We start from the raw sequence: 21,901 nt of genomic DNA, 5'->3' as shown, positions 1-21,901 counted from the left end.
GCATCTCCATGAGCCGCCCCAGCGCGCCGACGTCCAGCGACCGAGTCGCCGACCCGTTCGTGCATGAGGCGTTGCTCTACGAGGGGACCAACGGCTTCCTCGACGGCACCATGAAGTTCATCTACGAGGGCTTCTCGCTCAACGAGCCCACCGCCGTCGCCGCACCGCCCGGCAACGTGGCGCTGCTGCGCGAGCGGCTCGGCGCGTTCGCCGCCGGCGTGCGCTTCGTCGACATCACCCAGGCCGGGCGGAATCCGGGCCGGCTCATCCCGTGGGTGCTGAGCCGGTTCATGGACGACCACCCCGGGCGCCGGGTGCGCATCGTCGGCGAGCCGATCTGGGTCGGCCGCAGCCCGGAGGAGTATCCGGCGTGCGTCCAGCACGAGGCGATGGTCAACGTGGCCTTCGCCGGACGCGAGGCGTCCATCCTGTGCCCGTACGATGTCGGCCGCCTCGACCAGCGGGCGATCGCGGACTCCCACGCCACCCACCCGATCATGGCCGACGACACCGGCCGGTTCCCCAGCGGCGCCTACGACCCGTACGGCATCACCGACACTTACAACCTGCCGCTGTCCGAGCCGCCGCCCGGCGCCACCACGATGCGCTTCGAGCTGGCCGGCCTGGTCGACGTGCGCCGCCGGGTCGCCGAGGTCGGGCTGGACGCCGGGCTGCCCGCGGAGCGCATCATCGACCTGCAGAGCGCCGTCAACGAGCTGGCGACCAACAGTATCCAGCACGCCGGGGGTTCCGGCACGCTGCGCACCTGGTACGACGACGAGCGGGTGGTGTGCGAGGTCCGCGACTTCGGCCACGTCACCGACGTGCTGATCGGCCGGCTCCGCCCGCCGGACGGCCGCGGCCGGGGCCTGGTCATGGTCCACTTCCTGGCCGACCTGGTGCAGCGACACACCAGCGCGACGGGCACCACGACGCGCGTTCACGTGTTGCGCTGAGTAGTCTTGCCGGGTGGACCGCCCCCTGTTGCTGATCGACTCGGCCAGTCTCTACTTCCGCGCGTACTTCGGCGTCCCCGAGGTCGCCGCGAAGGCGCCCGACGGGACCCCGGTCAACGCCGTGCGCGGGTTCCTGGACATGCTCGCCACCCTCATCCGCGGCCGCGGCCCCGACCGCATGGTGTGCTGCCTCGACGAGAGCTGGCGCCCGGCGTGGCGGGTCGCGCTGCTGCCGTCGTACAAGGCGCACCGGCTGACTCCCGCCGGCGGCGAGGACGTCCCGGCCGCGCTCGAGGCCCAGGTCCCGATCATCCTGGAGTTCCTCGCCGCGCTGGGCATCACCGCCGTAGGCGCCCCCGACTTCGAGGCCGACGACGTCATCGGCACGCTCGCCGCCCGCGAGCCGGGCCCCGTCGAGGTCACCACCGGCGACCGGGACCTCTTCCAGCTCATCGACGACCACAAGCCGGTCCGGGTGTTGTACTGCGGCCGGGGCGTCGCCAAGCTCGAGGTCCTCGACGACGCCGCGCTGCACGCCAAGTACGGGGTGCCCGCCGCCGGATACGCCGACCTCGCGGCGCTGCGCGGCGACCCGAGCGACGGCCTGCCCGGCGTCGCCGGCGTCGGCGAGAAGACCGCCGCCCGGCTCGTGGACCGCTACGGCGGCCTCGACGGGATCCTGGCCGCGCTGGAGGATCCCGCGTCCGGCTTCGCACCCGGGCTGCGCGGGAAGCTCACGGCCGGCAAGGAGTATCTCGCCAGCGCCCGCGACGTCGTCGCCGTCTCCCGCACCGTGCCGATCCCGCCGTTGGACACGAAGCTGCCGTCCGTCCCCGCCGACGCCGACCGGCTCGTCGAACTCGCCCAGCGGTGGGGCCTGGCCGGCGCGGCCAAGCGCATCGTGGACGCGCTCGGCCGCGGTTAGGGTTCAGGCGCCGGGACCGGGCGGGACACTCACCCCTGCGCGGTGACCCGGACCGGGTCCACCCGCCAGATGAGGTCGCAGTAGTCGCGCACGGTGCGGTCGGAGGAGAAGAAGCCGCACCGGGCCGAGTTCAGCACCGACATGCGGGCCCACGCGTCCTGGTCGCGCCACGCCCGCTCGACCCGCTCCTGGCACTCCAGGTAGGCGCGGTAGTCGGCCAGAGCCAGGTACTCGTCGCGGCCCAGCATCGCGTCGACGACCGGCGCGAACAGGGTGCGGTCGCCCTTGGCGAACACGCCGCTCGCGATCGCGTCGATCGCGGCGCGCAGGTCGGGGTCGCTCTCGTAGTACGAGCGCGGGTGGTAGTCGCGGCGCAGGTCCGAGGCCTGCTGCGCGTCGAGGCCGAACAGGAAGAAGTTCTCCGCGCCGACCCGGTCGCGGATCTCGATGTTCGCGCCGTCGAGCGTGCCGATGGTGAGCGCGCCGTTGAGGGCGAGCTTCATGTTGCCCGTCCCCGACGCCTCCTTGCCCGCCAGCGAGATCTGCTCCGACAGGTCCGCGGCCGGGATGATCACCTGGGCCCGGGACACGTTGTAGTCGGGCGGCAGGACGACCTTGAGGCGCCGGGAGACCACCGGGTCGGTGTTGACCGCCTCGGCGACCCCGTTGACCAGCCGGATCAGCAGCTTCATGGCGTGGTACCCGGGCGCGGCCTTGCCGCCGAACAGCACCGTGCGCGGTACCACGTCCAGATCGGGATTCTGCCGGATCCGGTTGAACAGCGTGATCACGTGCAGCAGCTTCAGGTGCTGGCGCTTGTACTCGTGGAACCGCTTGATCATCACGTCGCACAGCGCGTCGGGGTCGATGACCACGCCCGTGGACCGCTCCACCTGCGCCGCGAGGTCGACCTTGTTCGCGCGCTTCACGGCCCGCCACCGCTCCAGGAACGCCGGGTCGTCGGCCGCGCCGGCCAGCGCGCCGAGGCGGTCCAGGTCGGTGAGCCAGCCCTCGTCGCCGAGCCGCTCGGTGACCAGCGCCGACAGCCGCGGGTTGGCCAGCCGGACGAACCGGCGCGGCGTCACGCCGTTGGTGACGTTGTGGAACTTCTGCGGCCACAGCTCCGCGAAGTCGTGCAGGGTCGTGCCCGTGAGCAGCCGGGTGTGCAGCTCGGCGACCCCGTTGACGGCGGTGCTGGCCACGACCGCCAGGTGCGCCATCCGAACCCGCTTCTCCGGCTCCTCCTGGATGATCGACAGCCGGCGGACGCGGTCGAGGTCGCCGGGGTACGTCGCCTCGACCTCCTGCAGGAAGAAGTAGTTGATCGCGTAGATGATCTCCATGTGCCGGGGCAGCAGCCGCTCCAGCAGCGCCACCGGCCACGTCTCCAGCGCCTCCGGCAGCAGGGTGTGGCAGGTGTAGTTGAACGTGCGCCGGGTGATCGACCAGGCCAGGTCCCAGTCCAGCCCCTGCTCGTCGACGAGCAGCCGCATGAGCTCGGTGACGGCGATGACCGGGTGGGTGTCGTTGAGCTGGATGACGACCTTGGCCGGGAACGCGTCCCAGCCGGTGTTGCGCAGCCGGTACCGCCGGATGATGTCGCGCAGCGAGCAGGCCACGAGGAAGTACTGCTGCTTCAGCCGCAGCTCGCGCCCCTGCTCGGTGCTGTCGTCGGGGTACAGCACCTTGCTGATGTTCTCGGCGCGCACGATGTCCTCGACGGCCTCCTTGTACTGCCCGGCCCCGAAGCGCGACAGGTCGAACGACTCGCGGCTGGCGCGGGCCTGCCACAGCCGGATGATGTTGACCGTCTGCGTGCCGTATCCCGGCACCAGCAGGTGGCTGGGCTCGCCGCGCACGGTCTCGCCGGGCGTCCACTGCCGGCGCAGCCCGCTGGGATCGTCCAGCGCGGGCGCGGTGGTGCCGTAGAAGCCCACGAGCTGCCGGTCGTCCGGCGCGGGGAACTCCCACGGGTTGCCGTAGAACGTCCAGTCGTCGGGCCGCTCGACCTGCGCACCGTCGCGGAACACCTGTTTGAAGATGCCGAACTCGTATCGGATGCCATAGCCCACGGCCGGGATGTCCAGCGTCGCCATGGAGTCCATCAGGCACGCGGCGAGCCGCCCGAGGCCGCCGTTGCCCAGCCCCGGCTCGACGTCGTACCCCTCCAGATCCTCGAGGCTGACCCCGAGGTCCTCGGCGATCGTCCGCACGTACTGCTCCGTATCCGTGTACAGCAGGTTCTGCCGCAGCTGCCGCCCGAGCAGGTACTCGGCGGACAGGTAGTACACGAACCGCGGGTTGGCGGCGTAGTGCGCGGCCGCGGTGCGCGCATACCGTTCGACGAGCCGGTCCCGGACGGTGAGGGCAAGGGTCTGGTAGCCGTCGGACCCGCTGGCGGACTCGAGCGTGGTACCCCGCTGGTAGTACAGGTTGCTGATGAGGTCCCGCTCGAAGTCCTCGAGCGTGCTGCCGACGGAACGCATTCTGGGGCGAGGCCGCGCATCAGTCACTGCTTCAGTATCCCGCGCCGCCCGCCGTCGGCCCCGCGAAGTCGACACTCTTCTCCATGATCACGGAGCGAACGTGCTGCTCCCCGAGGCGGTGTCGTGGGCGGTTCGTCACTCATGTCAAGTTTGGCCGTTTGTAGGCGTGTCGAGGTGTGGCCGGGCGGCTGCACGATGACTGTGGATGTATGGCTGTTCGGTACATCGATGTGGACGTGACGGCGCAGACGGCCGCTCTGAGCGGGCTGGTTGCCGAGGACGACCCGTTCTGGCGGGTCGTGGACCTGGTCGACCAGCTCGATCTGGGCATGTTCGAGGGTGCCTACCGGGCGGACGGGTCCGGTGGGCGGCCGTACGACCCGCGCCTGCTGCTGATCGTGGTGCTGCACTGCTACCGGCTGGGGATCCGTTCCCCGGTCGGGATCGCCCGGGCGGTGCGGGAGCGGGTCGATGTGCGGGCGTTGTTCGGCACGCGGCTGCCCTCGGCGTCCACGGTCCGCCGGTTCGTGACCCGGCATCGCCGGGCTGTCAGTGACCTGTTCGTGCAGGTCCTGGCCCGATGCGGCGACGAGGGGCTGGTCGATGCCGCGGTCACCGCGACCGACGGCACCCCGGTACGGGCGGCGGCAGCGCTGACCGCGAACCGCGGCGCCGCCCGGCTCACCCTGCGTATCGCCCAGACCCGCCAGCGACTGGACGCCCTCACCCGGCACCGCCAGGCCGCGGCCGAGGCACTGGACCACGACACCGACCTCGACGACTACATCGAGGTGGTCTGCCGGTCCATCCCCGACCGGATCGCCGTCCTGCAACGACAGCTGACCCGGCTACGGCGGGCCGAGGCCATCGCCCACACCCGCGCCGAGGCCCGAGCCGCCGTCCCCCACACCGGACACGAGGAACGCATCCGCCGCGCCCGGCACCGGATCGACCGGCACGAACGCACCCTCACCGCCATGATCACCGACCAGGAAGCCAGGATCGCCGACTACCGCCGCCGGGCAGCACTCGCCGCCCACCGCGGCCGCAACCCCGACGGCCGCGTACCAATCCCCGTCGCCCGGTCCGTCCACATCAACCGGCAACGCCAAGCCCTGACCAACGCCCGCCAGCACCTCACCGAACTGCAGTCCACCCACCCCGTTTGACCCCACACCGGACCGGATCAACCTCACCGACCCACACAGCCGGATCATGAAAGGCAAACGAGGCCTCACCTGGATCCAAGCCCACAACCTCACCGTCACCGCCACCCGCGGCCAGATCGTGCTCGCCGGCGACCTCTACGACCACAGCAACGACCACGGCGGACTGCACCCCTCCCTGCGGCAGGCCCACAACAACCGCGACCAGGCCGGCATCACCAGCCGAACACGCGCCCACCTCGCCGACGCCGGCTACGCCTCCGCAGCCACCTTCACCACCCCCAGCGAAGGCATCCTGCTCATCGCCACCAGCCGCGACACCGGCCAGGCCGACGCCCACACCCGCAGCACCGACCCCGACTGGCAGCGCATGACCAACCGTCTCAACAACCCAGCCGGCAAACGCCTCTACCGACGACGAGCCGGCATGATCGAACCAATCTTCGCGCAACTGTTCCACCACGGCGGACGCCAACTACACCACCGCGGCCCAGCCGCCGGCACCGAGATCACCCTCATGATCACCGCACACAACGCCGGCAAACTCTTCGCCCACCAACAGCGCCAAACCAACCGAAGACGCCAGACTTGACACCAGCCATCAACAACTCGCGACGCCGCCTCCCCCTGTACATTTTTACTCCGTGATCACGGCGAACCAAGCGCCCAATTGACGGTCACTCTCCATCTGAATGACGACGCAGCCCTCCGCGAAGCTACGCGGAGGGCTGCGTGGTGGTGCTGGAGGCGCTCAGCGACCGCGCTGTCGGCGGGCGTCGGCGATGCCGTTCGCCGCCCGGGCCGCGAAGGCCTGGCCGGCCTTGCCGGGAACGGGCGACGAGGGCTGGGTCACGCCGGTGCTGGGGCCGCCGCCGAAGACCGGGCCGGCGGAGGCGCGCAGGGCCTCGCCGGCGGCGATCTTCTCGCGGACCGCGGCGGCCTCGGCCTGCTCGCGCTCCGACGGGACCGCCATCACGGCGCTGGCCAGGGCGATGACCACGACCAGGACGAACAGGACGATCGGGGCCAGGAACCAGTTGACGTCGACGCCGGGCAGGGGGGCGATGTCGTGCTTGAGGTGGACCTGCATCGCATACATACCGGTGTAGTGCATGCCGCAGACCGCGACGCCCATGACGGCCGCGGCGGTGATCGTGGCGATCATGCCCCGCACGACGATCGTGAACCACAGGGCGACGGTCGCGGCGACGACAGCGATCGCGTACGAGGCGATGACGAGACTGGTCTTGTACTCGAAATTGCCGTCGATGTTCATCGCTGCCATGCCCGTGTAATGCATGAACGCGACCGACACCCCGGTGATCGGGCCGCCGATGAGGACCTTCGCCAGCTTCGGCTTGCCCAGGCCCACGATGAACAGGCCGACGCCGACGGTGACGACGGCGATGAAGAAGCTCGCCACGGTGATCGGCACGTCGTAGCGCAGCGGGCTGCCCTGCACGCTGAAGCCGACCATGGCCATGAAATGCATGACCCAGATGCCGGTGCCGCCGATGGACCACGCGGCGAGCACGAGCAGCCAGGCACGGCGGCGGGTCTCGGTGGCGGCACGGGCTCGGCCGGTGCTCACGAGGCCGAGCAAGGACCCCAGAAACGACATGGCGTAGGCGAAGATCGGAGTGATCGCGCCGTATGTGAAATGGTGCACCTGACCCACGAATGTCCTCCAACCAAGGCACGCACGCGGAACGCGCGGCGAACCGGCGAAGAGCATCATGGCGGATCCGAGCGATTTTCGCCAATCCCCATCAGCCGTTCGAACGGAAAAATCGCTGCGTAATCAGGCCATGACGCTGTATGCGAGGACTCCTCGCGTCACCGCGGTCATCGCCTGCCGCGCCGTGCGCCGCACCGGCTCGGGCGCGCCGGCGGCGTCGGCGAGCTGGCCGAGCAGGTCGAGCACCTGGCGGGACCAGCGCACGAAGTCGCCGGCCGGCATGTCGCCGTCGAGGCCGTGGACGCTGCCGAGGACCTTGGTGAGGGACTCGCCGCGGGCCCAGCGGTACATCGGCCAGACGAAACCGAGGTCGAGCTCCCGGGTGAGCTGCAGCCCCCGGGAGTCCTCGTCGTCGCGCACGTCCGCCCAGAGCTTCAGCGTGGCGTCGATGGCGTCGGTGATCTCGCCGCGCGGTACCGACGCGCGGTCCTCGGCCTCTCGGCGAGCCTCGTAGACCAGCACGCTGGCGGCGGCGGCGAGCTCGGCCGGGCCGAGCTTGTCCCACACCCCGCGGCGCAGGCACTCGGCGACGAGCAGGTCGGTCTCCGCCCAGATCCGGGCGAGCATCCGACCGGCGTCGGTGACCTCGCCCTCCGTGGTCAGGTAGCCGCGGTCGGTGAGCAGCCCGCAGACCCGGTCGAACGTGCGCGCCAGCGACCCGGTGCGGTTGGCCACCTTGCCGCGCAGCCCCTCGGTGTCGCGCTCCAGGCGCCAGCGCCGCTCGGCCCAGCGGGCGTGCTCCTCGCGCTCGGGGCAGCGGTGGCAGGGATGGCGGCGCAGCGAGGCGCGCAGCGTGTCGAGCTCGTGGTCGTCGGCCGCGGCGCTGTTGCGGGCCCGGCCCGGCCGGTCCCGCCCGGCCGGCGCGAGCTCCATCCGGCGCAGCTGCGCGGCGAGGTCGCGGCGGTCCTGGGCGGAGCGGTAGTTGAACTGCCGCGGCACCCGGACCCGGCCGATCGGCTCGACCGGGGTGGTGAAGTCAGCGCCGGAGATCCGCCCGGCCCAGCGGTCCTCGGTGAGCACGAGGGGGCGCGGCTCGCCGAAGCCGCCGGTGCCCGGGTCGATGACGATCGCCAGGCCGGAGCGACGCCCGGCGGGCACCCGGATGACGTCGCCGGAGCGCAGCCGCTCCAGGGACTCCAGGACGGCGGCGCGGCGCTGCTGCACGCCCTGGCGGGCGATGGCCTTCTCGCGCTCGGCGATGGCGACCCGGATCGCGAAGTACTCCGCGAAGTCGCCCAGGTGGCAGGACATCTCCCCGGCGTACGTCGCCATGGTCTCGGTGTTGCGCTGCACCTGGCGGGCCAGGCCGACCACCGAACGGTCGGCCTGGAACTGCGCGAAGGAGCTCTCCAGCAGCTCGCGCGCCTCCGCGAAGCCGACGCTGCCGACGAGGTTGACCGCCATGTTGTACGACGGACGGAAGCTCGAGCGCAGCGGATAGGTGCGGGTGGAGGCGAGCCCGGCGACGTGGCGCGGGTCGACCTCGGGCGCCCACACCACGACCGCGTGGCCCTCCACGTCGATGCCGCGGCGGCCGGCCCGGCCGGTCAGCTGGGTGTACTCCCCCGGCGTCAGGTCGACGTGCGCCTCGCCGTTGAACTTGACCAGCCGCTCCAGCACCACGCAGCGGGCCGGCATGTTGATGCCCAGGGCGAGGGTCTCGGTGGCGAAGACGGCCTTGACCAGGCCGCGCACGAACAGCTCCTCGACGACCTCCTTGAACGCGGGCAGCATGCCGGCGTGGTGCGCCGCCAGGCCCCGCTCGAGGCCGTCGAGCCACTCCCAGTACCCGAGCACCTGCAGGTCCTCGTTCGGGATGTGCCGGGTGCGCTCCTCGACGATGGAGCGGATCTCGGCCCGCTCGTCGGGCCCGGTCAGGCGCAGCCCGGCGGCCAGGCACTGCTGCACGGCGGCGTCGCACCCGGCCCGGCTGAAGATGAACAGGATCGCGGGCAGCAGCCCCTCGCGGTCGAGCCGCTCGACGATCTCCGGGCGATACGGACCGGTCCAGCGGCCCCGCTTGCCGCGGCGCAGGTCGCCGCCGGCGAGCTCGACGCGGCGGAGCATCTCCCGGTGATACCGCAGCAGCTCGGGGTGCACGTCGTGCTTCTGCGCGGCCTCGACGTCGTGGAACAGGTCGAACATCCGCTTGCCCACGAGCATGTGCTGCCACAGCGGCACCGGGCGGTGCTCGCTCACCACGACCGACGTCTCGCCGCGCACGGTGACGAGCCAGTCGGCGAACTCCTCGGCGTTGGACACGGTCGCCGACAGCGACACCAGCGTCACCGACTCGGGCAGGTGGATGATCACCTCCTCCCACACCGCGCCGCGGAACCGGTCGGCGAGGTAGTGCACCTCGTCCATGACCACGTACGACAGGCCCTGCAGCGTCGCGGAGCCCGCGTACAGCATGTTGCGCAGCACCTCGGTGGTCATGACCACCACGGGCGCGTCGCCGTTGATGGCGTTGTCGCCGGTGAGCAGGCCGACCTGCTGCACGCCGTAGCGCCGCACCAGGTCGTTGTACTTCTGGTTGGACAGCGCCTTGATGGGCGTGGTGTAGAAGCACTTGCGCCCCTGCCGCAACGCCAGGTGCACGGCGAACTCGCCGACCACGGTCTTGCCCGCCCCGGTCGGCGCGCACACGAGCACACCGGTGCCGCGCTCGAGCGCCTCGCACGCCTCGGCCTGGAACGGGTCGAGGTCGAAGCTCAGCTCGTCGGCGAACTCGGTGAGCGCGGGGTGCCGGTTGGCGTCCTCGGCCCGCAGTCGCGCCGCCTCATAGCGGCCTGCGGGGCTGGAATCAATGTCCTCGGTACCGCTCACGCTCCCAAGGCTAGGCGAAGCCGGCCCGGATCCGCTCCTGGGTATCGTGCTGGCGTGCCGGAAAGCGACGAGTCACTCACTTCCCGACGACCGATTGAGGCGGTGCTGCTGGACTTCCACGGCACCCTTGCGCAGGTGGAGGACCCCGTTCGCTGGGTAACGTCGGCGGCGCGGAGCATGGGCACGACACTGGACCGGGGCAAGGCGACCGTTCTGGCCGACCGGCTCACCACCGCCGGCCGGGCGGGCGGGCCGAGGCCGCACCGGGTGCCGGCGCACCTGGCCGAGGTGTGGGCCGATCGCGACCTGTCCGCCGAGGCGCACCGCGCCTGCTACACCGGCCTGGCCGCGACCGTCGACGAGTCCCTGGCCACGGCCCTGTACGAGCGGCTGCTGCTCGCCGACGGCTGGGAGCTCTACGCCGACACGGTGCCCATCCTGCGGGCCCTGCGCGCGGCCGGCGTCCCCGTCGCCGTGGTGAGCAACATCGGCTTCGACCTGCGGGCGCTCGCCGCCGACCTGGGCTTCGCCGACCTCGTCGACGAGTTCGTGCTCTCCTACGAGGTCGGCCGCACCAAGCCCGACCCGGCGATCTTCTGGCGGGCCTGCGCGGCGCTGCGGGTCGACCCGGAGCGGGCCCTGATGGTCGGCGACACGCCCGCCGACGCCGGCGCCGCGGCGGCCGGCTGCAGCGTTCTTGTCCTCCCGGAGAGTGAACCGGGCAAAATGCACGGCCTGGGTGGCATCCTGCGGCTGCTGTAGCGGCCGTGCGTGAAAATCACCCTGAACCGGAAAACATTGTCGCAACATCGGCTCTGCGCTTGTCGCGCCGTCCCGCCGCGACGACAGTGCAGGCAACGATACGAACTCTCTTCGTTTGCGGAGGTACACCATGCCGTTGAACCGCTGGGACCCCACGAGCGCCCTGGCCCGCCTCGAGCAGGACCTGGGCAACGCCGCCCGCCAAGCCCACTCCTCGTCGGTGAGCACCGCGACCGACGGCGACGACCTGGTCATCACCGTCGAGGGCATCAACCCGGCCGACGTCCACGTCCAGGTGGCCGGCGGCCTCCTGACGATCAATGGCCAGAGCGGCGGCAGCAGGTCGGAGAGCCACGACGTCGGCGGCGCGCACTTCTCGTCGAGCTCGTCCAGCTCGAGCTCGTTCAGCCGTAGCTTCTCGGTCCCGGGCGACGTCGCGCAGTCCGACGTGTCGACCGAGCCGACGGGCAACGGCGTCAAGATCCGTATCCGCAACGCCGCCTGAGCCACACGGGCACCTTTCGGACGCCGGGGACGCTCCCCCGGCGTCCGTGCCGTTCAGGCGAGCAGGGTCAGGGCTCCCGGCACGCACGTGATCGTCACCGGCAGCGGGCAGATCCGCTCCCCATCCGCGTAGGCGGTGACCCCCTCGCCGGCCAGCTCCACGGTGCGGGCCCGGTGCGTGGAGACCCGCCGGTCGAGCACGTGGGTGCCCTTGAGCACCTTCGGCCGCAGCCGCATCAGCGTGAGCCGCCCGAGCGGCTCGGCCACCACCACGTCGAGCAGCCCGTCGGTGGGGTCGGCGCCCGGCGCGATCCGGAACCCGCCGCCGTAGCTCTCCGTGTTGCCCACGGCGACGAGCACGGAGTCGAGCTCAGTGACCGCGCCGTCGAGGCTCATCCGGTACCGCCGGGGCCGCAGCGCCAGCAGTTCCTCCACGATGGCCCGGTTGTACCGCTGCGCCCCTCTCGGCCACCGCATGCGGTTGGCCCGCTCGTTGACGAACGCGTCGAACCCGGCGGCGAGCACCGCGCCGAACCAGGCGGTGGTCCCGTCCGCCCCGCTCACCCGGGCGAGGTCGATCGCGCGGCTGCGCCCGTCGCGCAGCGCGTCGGTGATGACCCCGGCCGCGGCCACCGGCGAGGCGGGCAGCCCGAGGCGCACGGCGAAGTCGTTGCCGGTGCCGGCGGGCACGATCCCGAACGGCACGCCAGTCCCGGCGACGGCCTGCAGCCCGAGGTGCACGGTCCCGTCGCCGCCCATGGCCACGAGCGCGTCGCACCCGTCCGCGACGGCCCGATGTGCCCGCTCACGCGCCTGCGCGGCACTACCCGCGCCGAGCACCGCCACGTCCGCCCCGCCGGCCCGCAGCCGCTCCTGGACGGCGGGCAGCAGCCCGGCGCGCCGCCCCTTGCCGGCGGTGGGGTTGGCGAGTAGCGCGATGTTCACGGCGCAGACTGTAAACGTTCAAGGCTCGGGCCCGCGCATGGGCGGACACGAACGGCGCCCCGGGCACAGGCCCGGGGCGCCGTTGGTAGCCGAATGCGATGTTCCGTGCTGCGGTGTTACGTGATGTCGTCGAACCCGCGTCCCAGCGGTTTCGGCCGCTCGACCGGTGTCGGCGCGTCGACCTGGTCGTAGCCGCCAATCGGGGTCGCGGCCTCGACCGGCTCGACGTCATAGTCGTCCAGCGAGGAGACCTCGTCGTCGCCGATGTCGGCATACGCCGGGCGGTTTCGGCCCCGGCGCTTGTCGTTGAACATCGCGAAGCCGACGGACGCGAAGTACAGCGACGAAAGGGCCAGCGCCAGCGCCGTCATGCCGAACGGGTCGGCGGTCGGCGTCGCGATCGCGGCGAAGACGAACGTGACGAACACCGCGATCCGCCACCAGCCGAGCAGGCGCTTGCCGGTGACGATGCCCGCGATGTTGGCCAGCATGACGCCGAGCGGGAACTCGAACGCCAGGCCGAAGACCATCATCATGCCGGTGACGAAGTCGACGTAGCGGGTGATCTCCAGCTGTGTGGTGATCTCCGGGCCGTTCATGTTGAGCAGGAAGACGAGGCCCTCGGAGACCACCAGGAACGACAGGTAGGCGCCCGCGGCGAACAGCGGGCCGGCGAGGCCGCCGAAGACGTAGGCCCAGCGGCGCTCGTTGCGGTGCAGGCCCGGCGCGACGAACGCCCACAGCTGGTAGAGCCACACGGGGCCGGCGATGATGAGCCCGACCCACAGCGAGATCCTCAGCTTCAGCAACAGCACGTCGGTGGGGCCGAGCTGGACGAACGGGCATTTCCAGCCGGCCGGGAGCGTGTTGTTGCCCGAATCCTCGATCGCCCTCTGCATCATGAGAGTGCAGTAGGGCTCCTGGATGAAGGTCAGCACCGGCTGAGCCAGCCACAACGCGATGATGGTGCCGATCAGGATCGCCAGGCAGGCGCGGAAGAGCCTGGTACGCAGCTCCCGCAGATGCTCCATGAGGGTCATGGAGCCATCCGCGGCGCGCGCGAAGTTCGACGGCTGCTTGTTACGCCGCCGCGCGATGATGCTCACGACCGGAGCGCGCCTCAGCGCTCACGTGCGTGGTCGACCGGGTCCACCTGCGGCTTCGGCGACGGCTGGCCGTCAGCGATCTCGCCGCTGAGCGGCTGCCGGCCCGACTGCGCCTCGGCCTTGGTGTCCACGTCGTCGTCGGCGAGGCCCTTCGTCTCGGCCTTGATGATCCGCATCGAGCGCCCGAGCGCGCGCGCCGCATCCGGCAGGCGCTTGGCGCCGAACAGCAGGATCAACACCACCACCAGAACGATGATGTGCCACGGCCTAAGTGCACCCATTGAAGCCACCTCACTGTATTGAAGCTGCCTCACCCATCCTACTGACCACCGGCGGGCGAAGGCAGAGGCCGGTTAGCGGGCAGGGGTCCGGCCGCTGAAGACTTGACGAGTGTTGACGCTGTCCCACCGGATCGTCAACCACCCATCCGGACAAAGGTACGCTTTGCCCGGTTGATCCGGCAGGCTTGTTAACTGTTTTCCGCGCCGCCGTCGCGACTCGCCTGCATCGCCAGGGACTTCTCCTGCATGGCCTCGAGCTGCGGCAGCATCGTCTCGACCGTCTGCTGCAGCGCGAGCAGGCGGGGCTCCACCCGCCGCTGGCCGTCGGCCAGGCGCGCCTGCATGGCACGGGCGGCGTTGTCGAACTCCCGGAGCCGGCCCCGCACGCTCAGCGCGACGCCGATGAGGACGATGAGCGCGACGACGACGATTCCGCCCGAGATCCACCAAAGCACGTCATCGACTTTAGTGCACGTAGGCGGCCAGCGCGGCCTGCGCCTCCGCGGCGACCGCCTCGGCGAGTCGCGGCGGCGACACGACGGTGACCTCGGCGCCGAGGCCGAGGACGAACCGGCGGGCCCAGTCGAGGTCGGACGCGCGCAGCGAGACCGTCCAGTGCTCGCCGGGGCCGCGCTCGACCGCTTCGCACGGATACTGCTCGGTGATCCACCTCGCGCCCCGGCCGACCCGCAGCGTGACCAGGGGCAGGTCGGGGGTGGGGGTGAAGAGGCTGCCGGTGCGCGTGTCGGTCGGGCGGGCCTGGTGCGGCACCCGGGCGGGCTCGTCGAGCTCGACGGAGGCGTCGATGCGGTCGACCCGGAACAGCCGGACGGCCTCGGCGCGGCGGCACCACGCCTCCAGATACGCCCACCGCCCCACGACGAGCACCCGCATCGGGTCGACCACGCGCTCGCTGGTCTCGTCCCGGGTCGCGCTGTAGTACGTGATGCGCAGCGCGTGCCGGCGGTCGACGGCGCCGCGCAGCTCCTCCAGGCGGTCGGTGTTGCCGGGCAGCCGGACCTCGACCGGCGCGTCGGCGAGGTCACCCGCGGCGCTCTCGATCTTCGCCAGGGCCCGCCGGACGCCGTCGCCGGCGGTCACGCCCGGGGTCTCGGCGAGCATCCGCAGCGCCACGATGAGCGCGAGCGCCTCGTCGGGCGTGAGGCGCAGCGGGCGGTCGATCCCGGCGTCGTACGTCAGGGTGACGCTGTCGCCAGCCGGCCCACTGCCGAACGCCATGTCGATGAGGTCGCCCGGGCCGTATCCCGGCAGCCCGCACATCCACAGCAGTTCGAGGTCCTCGCGCAGCTGGCGGTCGGTGATCCCCTGGTCGGCCGCGGCCTCGGCGATCGTGACGCCGGGGCGCGCCTGCAGATAGGGCACCAGGTTGAGCAGCCGGCCGAGCCGGTCCGCCGAGGTCGTCACGCGCCCTCCTCGCTTCGCCCGTCGGTTGCGTGACGCGAGGACTGAGCCAGTCGGTGACCGGCCCCTACGCTTCGCTCCGGACCGGTCACGCCACAACCTCCGCTCCGCTCCGGCAGCGGCATGACCTGAAGCTGAGCCCATGGTGACCGGCCCCTACGCCCGGTCTGGCTCGATGAGGCTTCGCACCGACCGACCCAGACCAGGCGCCGCTCCGCTCCGGACCGGTCACGCCGCAACCTCCGCTTCGCTCCAGCAGCAGCATGACCTGAAACTGAGCCCATGGTGACCAGCCCCTCCGCTCCGCTCCGGACCGGTCACGCCGGCACCCCGATCCCCGCGGTGGTCTGGTCGCCGGTGGCCGGTGCGTAGGAGGCGGCGACCGCGCGCAGCCGGCGGACCACCTCGTCGCGCAGCTCGGGCGGGTCGAGCACGACGACGTCGGCGCCGTAGCCGACCAGCCAGCCGGCGAAGAAGTCCACGTCGGCGTAGCTCAGCGTGAGCCGGTCGCCATCGGGGCCGCCGACGCACCGCTCGGCCCAGCGCCGCACGCCGGCCGCACGACCGTGGCGCACCAGGACGGTGGCCCGGCCGGTGCGCTCGACGGGTCCGCTGGAGCGGGCGACGTATCCGATCAGGTCGGCCTTCGGCGGCTCATACGCACCGCGCCGGCCGAGGCGCCGCACGCCGCTGACGATCCGCGAGAGCCGGAAGCAGCGCTCGGCGCCGCGGTCGAGGTCGTGGCCGACCACATACCACCGCCCGCGCCAGCACACCACGCCCCAGGGCTGCAGGCGGCGAACGCCGGCGCCGTCGCGCTCGGGGACCTCGTAGGAGAACGTGACCGCCTGCCGGTCCCGCACCGCCGCGGTCAGCGGCTCGAACGCTGGGTCGACCGTCACCACGGCCTCCACCCCGAGCGTGGCGTGCGGGTCGACGTCGATGCCGCCGGCGCGCAGCTTCGCCAGCCCCGAGGACGCCGCCGCGGCCAGTCCCGTCTGCTGCCACAGCCGCGCGGCGACGCCGACCGCGGCCGCCTCGTCGGGGGCGAGCGGAATGTCGGGCAGCGCATACTCGCGCCGGGCGATGCGATATCCCTGCTCGTTGTCGAAGATGCTGGCGGTGCCCATCTCCAGCGGCACGCCGAGCTCGCGCAGCTCGGACTTGTCCCGCTCGAACTTGCGCTGGAACGCCTCGTGGTCGCGCTCGTCGTCGGGATCGTGCTCGTATCCCGGCACGATGGCCGCGATCTGCTCGGCGGTCAGGAAACGGCGCGTAGCGAGCAGGCAGATCACCAGATTCACCAGACGCTCGGTTCGGATCCTCGACACGGAGCGAACCTACCAGCCCGAACTCCTGTTCTGCGTCGCCCACCCGGTGCGCGTTCGCACGGTCACGAGGGAAGTGCGCCGTGTCGCTGCGTTACGGTATGCGCCGTGATCCGCTGGCGCTGGGGTACCGTCGTCGCCGCCCGCCGCGAGTGGCGCGGCAGTCTTGAGCTCGACGTCACCGTCGAGGCCCGACGGGCGGAAGATCCCGATTCGGTACGCGCACTGGCCTACCCCGCGCTCGTGGGCACCCCGCGCCCGGGCGACCGGGTGCTGCTCAACCTCAACGCGCTCGCGCTGGGCCTCGGCACCGGCGGGTACGCCCTGGTCGTGGCGATCCCCGACCGCCTGCCCGAGGACGCGGACGCCCCCGGCCACGTGGTGAAGGCGCGATACACGCCGCTGCAGGCGATCGTCCTGGCCGCCGACGAGGAGGCCTCTCCCCTGCGCGCGGCGCTGGCCGGCGCCACCGACCTCGGCGGCATGCCCGTCGTCGTCGCCGACCTGCACTCGGCCCTGCCCGCGGTCGTGGCCGGCGCCCTCGCGGATCGCCCGGACGCCCGCGTCGCCTACGTCATGACCGACGGCGGCGCCCTGCCCGCCTGGTTCTCCCGCACGCTCGACGCCCTGCGCCCGCTGCTGGCCGGAACGGTCACGACGGGCCAGGCCTTCGGCGGCGACCTCGAGTCGACGAACGTCCACAGCGGCCTCCTCGCGGCCCGCCACGGCCTGCGCGCCGACCTGGCGATCGTCACGCAGGGCCCGGGCAACCTGGGTACGGGCACGAGCTGGGGCTTCTCCGGCGTGGCCGCGGGCGAGGCGGTCAACGCGGTGGCGGCGCTGGGCGGGCGGCCTGTCGCGGCCCCGCGCATCTCCGACGCCGACCCCCGCCCCCGCCACCGGGGCGTGTCCCATCACAGCCTGACCGCCTTCGGCCGGGTGGCGCTGGCCCCCGCCGACCTGGTCATGCCGGCCGACCTGGCCCCGGAGCTGGCCGCCGAGGTCCGCGCGGCGCTGGCGACCCTGAGCCCGCCGCACACCGTGGTCGAGGTGCCGTCGGCGGATCTTTCGGCCGCCCTGGCCGCGTTGCCGGTGAGGCTGTCGACGATGGGCCGGACCCTGGCGGAGGACAAGGCGTACTTCCTGTCGGCCGCGGCGGCGGGCCGCCACGCCGCGAAGCTGACCGGGGACATGTCCGCCACGCCGTGACGGCGGCAGCGAGCCTCAGGCGTAGATGACGATCAGCGCGAAGAACGCGATGATGAGGACGAGCACGAGGGCGAGCAGCCAGGTCGGGTACTTCGGGCCCTCGGTCCGGTTGCGCTCGATCTCCTCGCGGATGCGCTGCAGCCGTCGGCCCTGCCGGCTCCTGGCCGGGCGGTCCGGGTTGAAGTCGGCGTTGAGCTTCGGGGGCGGCTGGCCCGGCATGTCATCCATAACGCCGGCCAGCCTAACCCCTGTCAGGCTCACATGCTGGCGATGAGCCGGTCGACCCGCTCGTCGTAGGCGCGGAACGGGTCCTTGCACAGCACGGTGCGCTGCGCCTGGTCGTTGAGCTTCAGGTGCACCCAGTCGACGGTGAAGTCGCGGCGGCGCTCCTGGGCGTGCCGGATGAACTCGCCCCGCAGGCGGGCGCGGGTGGTCTGCGGCGGGGTCTCCTTGGCCTCGAAGATCTCCAGGTCGGTGGCGACCCGGTCCACCGCCCCGCGCTTCTCCAGCAGCCCGTAAAGGCCCCGGCCGCGGCGCAGGTCGTGGTAGGCGAGGTCCATCTGCGCGACCCGCGGGTGCGACAGCGGCAGATCGTGCTTGGCCTGATACCGCTCGATGATGCCGAGCTTGGTCACCCAGTCGACCTCGCGCTCGACTTCCTTGTGGTTGCCGGTCTCGACCGCGCCCAGCACCCGGCCCCACAGGTCCATGATCCGCTTCGTCGGCGCGTCGGCGCCGCGGCGGTCCAGGAACTCGGTGGCCTTGTCGAAGTACTCCTGCTGGATCTCCAGCGCCGAGATCTCCTTGCCGCTGGCCAGGCGAACCCGCCGCCGGCCGGTGATGTCGTGCGACACCTCCCGGATGGCGCGGATCGGGTTTTCCAGCGACAGGTCACGCATCGCGACACCGGCCTCGATCATCCGCAGCACGATGTCGGCGGTGCCGACCTTGAGCAGGGTGGTGACCTCGTTCATGTTCGAGTCGCCGACGATGACGTGCAGGCGCCGGTAGCGCTCGGCGTCGGCGTGCGGCTCGTCGCGGGTGTTGATGATCGGCCGGGACCGGGTGGTCGCCGACGAGACGCCCTCCCAGATGTGCTCGGCGCGCTGCGAGAGGCAGTAGACGGCGCCGCGCGGGGTCTGCAGCACCTTGCCGGCGCCGCAGATGAGCTGGCGGGTGACCAGGAACGGGATCAGGATGTCCGCCAGGCGGCCGAACTCGCCATGCCGGCTGACCAGGTAGTTCTCGTGGCACCCGTAGGAGTTGCCGGCGGAGTCGGTGTTGTTCTTGAACAGGTAGATCTCGCCCGCGATCCCCTCGTCGTGCAGGCGGCGCTCGGCGTCGACCAGCAGTCCTTCGAGGATCCGCTCACCGGCCCGGTCGTGGACGACCAGATCGGGCACCGAGTCGCACTCGGGCGTGGCGTATTCCGGGTGGGAGCCCACATCCAGGTAGAGGCGCGCGCCGTTGCGCAGGAAGACGTTGCTGGAACGGCCCCACGACACGACGCGCCGGAACAGATAGCGGGCGACCTCGTCCGGAGACAGGCGGCGCTGCCCCCGGTAGGTGCACGTGACCCCGTATTCGGTCTCAAGGCCGAAAATTCGCCGGTCCATGTACAGACATTAGCCGCCGCGGACCGGATTCGAACCTATTGGGACCGCAGACTTTCGGTATAGCCCTGACAGGTGGCGTAGTCGGGCAGGCGGCCCGCGTCGCGCAACTGCGCCAGCGTGGGCGCCGCCGCGTCGCGCGCCGACAGGGTCGGGTCGGCGGCCGGCCAGGCGATGGCGAGGTCCGGGTCCAGCGGGTGAATGCCGTGCTCACCCGCCGGGCTGTACGTCTCGGAGCACATGTAGGTGAGGGTGGCGTCGTCGGTGAGGGCGCAGAAGCCGTGGCCGAGGCCCTCCGAGAGGTACACCGCCCGCCGGTCGACGTCGTCGAGCTGGACGCCCTCCCAGCGGCCGAACGTCGGGGATCCGACTCGCAGGTCCACGACGACGTCGAGCACGGCGCCGCGGGTGCAGGTGACGTACTTGGCCTGCCCCGGCGGGACGTCGGCGAAGTGGATGCCGCGCACGACCCCGCGCGCGGAGACCGAGAGATTGCCCTGCGCCAGGCGCAACGGGTGGCCGACCTCGGCGGTCAGGTGGTCGAAGCGGTAGATCTCCGCGAACAGGCCGCGGCGATCCCCGTGCAGCACCGGGGCTATCTCCCAGGCGCCGTCGATCGAGAGCTGTCGGATCTTCACGTGCCGGCTCCGTAGCGTGTCGGTCATGTAGGCGGTGCGATTCTGCGGCTCGCCGATCAATTCTTCCAATCGAGCAGATGGAGCAGGTATTCGCCGTATCCGCTCTTGCGCAGCGGCTCCGCGAGCTCCCGCAGTCGCTCATCGGTGATCAGGCCGGCCCGCCAGCAGACCTCCTCGACGCAGCCGATTTTGAAGCCCTGCCGCTCCTCGATGACCCGGACGAACTCGGCGGCCTGCACCATCGTGTTGAACGTACCCGTGTCCAGCCAGGCTGTACCGCGGTCCAGCACGACCACGTGCAACTCGTCGCGCTCCAGGTAGGCGGCGTTGACGGCGGTGATCTCCAGCTCGCCGCGGTCACTCGGCTTGAGATCGCGGGCGATCCGCACGACGCGGTTGTCGTAGAAGTACAACCCGGGCACGGCGTAGCGGGACTTCGGCCGGGCCGGCTTCTCCTCGATCGACAGTACCCGGCCGTCGGGGGCGAACTCGACGACGCCGTAGTCCTGCGGGTTGGCCACCGGATAGGCGAAGACGCGCCCGCCCTTGACGTCGGCGTTGTCGGACAGGCGCTGGCCGAGCGCGGCGCCGTGGAAGATGTTGTCGCCGAGCACCAGCGCCACGGTGTCGTCGCCGATGAACTCGGCGCCGATGATGAACGCCTGGGCCAGGCCCTCGGGGCGGGGCTGGGCCGCGTAGCTGATCCGCAGCCCCCACTGCCCGCCGTCGCCGAGCAGCCGCTGGAACTGCTCGGCGTCCTCGGGCGTGGTGATGACGAGGATTTCGTGGATGCCCGCCATCACCAGCGTGGTGAGCGGGTAGTAGATCATCGGCTTGTCGAAGACGGGCATCAGTTGCTTCGACACGGCCTTGGTCAGGGGCCACAGACGCGAGCCGGTCCCACCGGCGAGGATGATGCCACGCACTCGGCCACCTTACGGGCTGCGCACAGCCAAGTTCGACTCGGCCGTGGCCCGGTTCGATTAGACTCCCGATCCCGTGAGAATCCTCGTCACCGGCGGTGCCGGTTTCATCGGCTCGCACTATGTTCGCACCCTGTTGAGCGGCGGATATCCCGCGTATTCCGGTGCTGTCGTGACCGTCCTCGACAAACTCACCTATTCGGGTAACCGCGAGAATCTCGCCCCGGTAGCCGATGACCCGGCCCTACAATTCGTGGAGGGCGACATTTGCGACGCCGCGCTCGTCGGCGAGCTCATGCCCGGCCACGACGCGGTCGTGCACTTCGCCGCTGAATCGCACGTCGACCGCTCGATCCTTGGCGCCGGCCCGTTCGTTACTACCAACGTGCTGGGCACCCAGGTACTGCTCGACGCGGCCCGCGCGGCCGGGGTCGAGCGCTTCCTGCACGTCTCGACCGACGAGGTCTACGGCTCGATCCAGGAGGGGTCCTGGACCGAGGAGTGGCCGCTGTCGCCGAACTCGCCGTACTCGGCCTCCAAGGCCGGCTCCGACCTGCTGGCGCTGGCCTACCACCGCACCCACGGCATGGAGGTGGTGGTGACCCGCTGCTCGAACAACTACGGCCACTACCAGTTCCCCGAAAAGGTGATTCCGCTGTTCGTCACCAATCTGATCGACGGCGCGCAGGTGCCGCTGTACGGCGACGGGGGTAACGTCCGCGACTGGCTGCACGTGTCCGACCACTGCGCCGGCATCCAGCTCGCCCTGGAGAAGGGGCGGGCCGGCGAGGTCTACAACATCGGCGGCGGGCGCGAGCTGACCAACCGCGAGCTGACCGAGACCCTGCTCGCGGCGACCGGGCGCGACTGGGCATCCTCGGTTCGCTACGTCCAGGACCGCAAGGGCCACGACCGGCGGTACTCGCTGTGCATCGACAAGATCAGCAACGAGCTCGGCTACACCCCCCAGGTGACCTTCGAGCAGGGCATCGCCGAGACGGTGGCCTGGTACGCGGGGAACCGCGCCTGGTGGGAGCCGCTGAAGGCCCGCGCGGCGCTGGGCGCGTGAT

At 71.3% G+C, this 21,901-nt stretch carries 21 protein-coding genes; 8 read left to right on the top strand and 13 right to left on the bottom strand.

Annotation, left to right across the window (positions count from 1 at the left end):
• Window positions 1-8: 8 nt before the first annotated feature.
• Both ABT297_RS33510 and ABT297_RS33505 read left to right on the top strand, forming a co-directional pair.
• Window positions 9-956 (top strand): anti-sigma factor RsbA family regulatory protein, encoded by a 948-nt coding sequence (locus ABT297_RS33510; protein WP_350556477.1) that lies wholly within the window; start codon window positions 9-11, stop codon window positions 954-956.
• Between the two features lie 13 nt (window positions 957-969).
• On the top strand, window positions 970-1,881 hold the full coding sequence (locus ABT297_RS33505) for a 5'-3' exonuclease (protein ID WP_350556476.1): 912 nt from the start codon (window positions 970-972) through the stop codon (window positions 1,879-1,881).
• A gap of 29 nt (window positions 1,882-1,910) precedes the next feature.
• Here ABT297_RS33505 and ABT297_RS33500 read toward each other — a convergent pair whose 3' ends face one another.
• Window positions 1,911-4,367, bottom strand: a complete 2,457-nt coding sequence (locus tag ABT297_RS33500; protein WP_350556475.1) for a glycogen/starch/alpha-glucan phosphorylase — start codon at window positions 4,365-4,367, stop codon at window positions 1,911-1,913.
• 209 nt (window positions 4,368-4,576) lie between these two features.
• On the opposite strand from ABT297_RS33500, the gene ABT297_RS33495 reads away from it, so the two are divergent.
• Together ABT297_RS33495 and ABT297_RS33490 are read left to right on the top strand one after the other, a co-directional pair.
• The gene (locus tag ABT297_RS33495) at window positions 4,577-5,536 is read left to right on the top strand and encodes a transposase (protein ID WP_350556474.1); all 960 of its coding nucleotides are present in this window, start codon (window positions 4,577-4,579) and stop codon (window positions 5,534-5,536) included.
• 46 nt (window positions 5,537-5,582) lie between these two features.
• Window positions 5,583-6,125, top strand: coding sequence for a transposase (locus tag ABT297_RS33490; protein WP_350556473.1), 543 nt, complete (start codon window positions 5,583-5,585; stop codon window positions 6,123-6,125).
• A 159-nt stretch (window positions 6,126-6,284) separates the two neighbouring features.
• Here the strand turns inward: ABT297_RS33490 and ABT297_RS33485 are convergent, their stop codons facing one another.
• On the bottom strand, window positions 6,285-7,202 hold the full coding sequence (locus ABT297_RS33485; RefSeq protein ID WP_350556472.1) for an MHYT domain-containing protein: 918 nt from the start codon (window positions 7,200-7,202) through the stop codon (window positions 6,285-6,287).
• Between the two features lie 132 nt (window positions 7,203-7,334).
• Entirely contained in the window at window positions 7,335-10,100 is a 2,766-nt protein-coding gene (locus tag ABT297_RS33480; RefSeq protein ID WP_350556471.1) for a DEAD/DEAH box helicase, read from the bottom strand.
• A gap of 54 nt (window positions 10,101-10,154) precedes the next feature.
• Here ABT297_RS33480 and ABT297_RS33475 point away from each other — a divergent pair, with 54 nt between their 5' ends.
• Together ABT297_RS33475 and ABT297_RS33470 are read left to right on the top strand one after the other, a co-directional pair.
• Complete coding sequence (locus tag ABT297_RS33475) at window positions 10,155-10,862, top strand: HAD family hydrolase (RefSeq protein ID WP_350556470.1); 708 nt, start codon at window positions 10,155-10,157, stop codon at window positions 10,860-10,862.
• Between the two features lie 130 nt (window positions 10,863-10,992).
• A complete protein-coding gene (locus ABT297_RS33470; protein ID WP_350556469.1) occupies window positions 10,993-11,367 on the top strand; it encodes an Hsp20/alpha crystallin family protein in 375 nt (124 codons plus the stop codon).
• A 53-nt stretch (window positions 11,368-11,420) separates the two neighbouring features.
• Here ABT297_RS33470 and ABT297_RS33465 read toward each other — a convergent pair whose 3' ends face one another.
• The 6 genes from ABT297_RS33465 to ABT297_RS33440 all read right to left on the bottom strand — a co-directional run bounded on the left by ABT297_RS33465 (window position 11,421) and on the right by ABT297_RS33440 (window position 16,451).
• Window positions 11,421-12,311 carry a diacylglycerol kinase gene (locus ABT297_RS33465; protein ID WP_350556468.1) on the bottom strand — a complete coding sequence of 297 codons (891 nt, stop codon included), beginning with the start codon at window positions 12,309-12,311 and terminating at the stop codon, window positions 11,421-11,423.
• Between the two features lie 116 nt (window positions 12,312-12,427).
• Window positions 12,428-13,351 (bottom strand): twin-arginine translocase subunit TatC, encoded by a 924-nt coding sequence (tatC, locus tag ABT297_RS33460; RefSeq protein WP_350556490.1) that lies wholly within the window; start codon window positions 13,349-13,351, stop codon window positions 12,428-12,430.
• A gap of 80 nt (window positions 13,352-13,431) precedes the next feature.
• Complete coding sequence (gene tatA / locus ABT297_RS33455) at window positions 13,432-13,698, bottom strand: Sec-independent protein translocase subunit TatA (RefSeq protein WP_350556467.1); 267 nt, start codon at window positions 13,696-13,698, stop codon at window positions 13,432-13,434.
• A gap of 188 nt (window positions 13,699-13,886) precedes the next feature.
• Window positions 13,887-14,153 (bottom strand): hypothetical protein, encoded by a 267-nt coding sequence (locus ABT297_RS33450; RefSeq protein ID WP_350556466.1) that lies wholly within the window; start codon window positions 14,151-14,153, stop codon window positions 13,887-13,889.
• A gap of 10 nt (window positions 14,154-14,163) precedes the next feature.
• Window positions 14,164-15,123, bottom strand: coding sequence for a helix-turn-helix transcriptional regulator (locus ABT297_RS33445; protein ID WP_350556465.1), 960 nt, complete (start codon window positions 15,121-15,123; stop codon window positions 14,164-14,166).
• Between the two features lie 314 nt (window positions 15,124-15,437).
• Window positions 15,438-16,451 (bottom strand): helix-turn-helix transcriptional regulator, encoded by a 1,014-nt coding sequence (locus ABT297_RS33440; RefSeq protein ID WP_350556464.1) that lies wholly within the window; start codon window positions 16,449-16,451, stop codon window positions 15,438-15,440.
• 105 nt (window positions 16,452-16,556) lie between these two features.
• Here ABT297_RS33440 and ABT297_RS33435 point away from each other — a divergent pair, with 105 nt between their 5' ends.
• Window positions 16,557-17,657 (top strand): DUF3866 family protein, encoded by a 1,101-nt coding sequence (locus ABT297_RS33435; RefSeq protein WP_350556463.1) that lies wholly within the window; start codon window positions 16,557-16,559, stop codon window positions 17,655-17,657.
• Between the two features lie 15 nt (window positions 17,658-17,672).
• Here ABT297_RS33435 and ABT297_RS33430 read toward each other — a convergent pair whose 3' ends face one another.
• Genes ABT297_RS33430 through rfbA form a run of 4 tightly spaced genes read right to left on the bottom strand, consistent with a single transcriptional unit; the run spans window position 17,673 to window position 20,834 of the window.
• Complete coding sequence (locus ABT297_RS33430; protein WP_350556462.1) at window positions 17,673-17,885, bottom strand: hypothetical protein; 213 nt, start codon at window positions 17,883-17,885, stop codon at window positions 17,673-17,675.
• A 29-nt stretch (window positions 17,886-17,914) separates the two neighbouring features.
• Window positions 17,915-19,273, bottom strand: coding sequence for a Pup--protein ligase (gene pafA / locus ABT297_RS33425; RefSeq protein ID WP_350556461.1), 1,359 nt, complete (start codon window positions 19,271-19,273; stop codon window positions 17,915-17,917).
• Window positions 19,274-19,308: 35 nt separating this feature from the next.
• Window positions 19,309-19,908 carry a dTDP-4-dehydrorhamnose 3,5-epimerase family protein gene (locus tag ABT297_RS33420; protein ID WP_350556460.1) on the bottom strand — a complete coding sequence of 200 codons (600 nt, stop codon included), beginning with the start codon at window positions 19,906-19,908 and terminating at the stop codon, window positions 19,309-19,311.
• 56 nt (window positions 19,909-19,964) lie between these two features.
• Window positions 19,965-20,834: a glucose-1-phosphate thymidylyltransferase RfbA gene (gene rfbA, locus ABT297_RS33415; protein ID WP_350556459.1), complete on the bottom strand. Its 870-nt coding sequence runs from the start codon at window positions 20,832-20,834 to the stop codon at window positions 19,965-19,967.
• A 73-nt stretch (window positions 20,835-20,907) separates the two neighbouring features.
• Here rfbA and rfbB point away from each other — a divergent pair, with 73 nt between their 5' ends.
• Window positions 20,908-21,900 (top strand): dTDP-glucose 4,6-dehydratase, encoded by a 993-nt coding sequence (gene rfbB / locus ABT297_RS33410; RefSeq protein ID WP_350556458.1) that lies wholly within the window; start codon window positions 20,908-20,910, stop codon window positions 21,898-21,900.
• Window position 21,901: the final 1 nt, after the last annotated feature.

Source organism: Dactylosporangium sp. NPDC000555, from assembly GCF_040300025.1.
In the GTDB taxonomy this organism is placed as follows: Bacteria; Actinomycetota; Actinomycetes; order Mycobacteriales; family Micromonosporaceae; genus Dactylosporangium.
Note: the sequence above shows the minus strand (reverse complement) of the source record. Positions and strands in the feature narration are given on the sequence as shown.